Raw genomic sequence first — 539 nt, 5'->3', positions numbered from 1 at the left:
CAGGAATTCTGTCAGGCAGCCTCTACCACCACTTCAAGTCCAAAGAGCAGATGGTCGAGGAGGTGCTCAAGGACTTCCTGGACTGGCTGTTCGCGCGGTACCAGGAGATCCTCGACCGCGAAACCAGCCCGCTGGGCCAGTTGACCGGCTTGTTCATGGCGTCCTTCGAGGCCATCGAGCACCGGCATGCGCAAGTTGTCATCTACCAGGACGAGGCCAAGCGACTCTCGTCGATCCCGCAGTTCGGCTTCGTCGACGAGCGTAACCGCGAACAGCGCAAGATGTGGATAGACATCCTGCAGCAGGGCATCTCCGACGGCTCGTTCCGTCAGGACATCGACGTCGACCTGGTGTACCGGTTCATCCGCGACACCACCTGGGTTTCGGTCCGCTGGTACCAACCGGGCGGGCCGCTTTCGGCCGAAGAGGTCGGCCGGCAATACCTCGCCATCGTGCTCGGTGGAATCACCGCCGAGAACGCCACTGTCAAAGGAGACCAGTAATGCCTGAGGCCTACATCATCGACGCGGTGCGCACAC

1 protein-coding gene is annotated in these 539 nt (G+C 61.4%); it reads left to right on the top strand.

Annotation, left to right across the window (positions count from 1 at the left end; translation table 11 throughout):
- Window positions 1-503 (top strand): TetR family transcriptional regulator (locus tag IMZ11_RS43595; RefSeq protein ID WP_228649572.1); only part of this gene is annotated, 503 nt, incomplete at its 5' end.
- Window positions 504-539: the final 36 nt, after the last annotated feature.

Origin of the sequence: Microtetraspora sp. AC03309, from assembly GCF_020826795.1 — a bacterium.
GTDB lineage: Bacteria > Actinomycetota > Actinomycetes > Streptosporangiales > Streptosporangiaceae > Microtetraspora > Microtetraspora glauca.
This window is presented reverse-complemented; position numbering and strand designations above follow the sequence as displayed.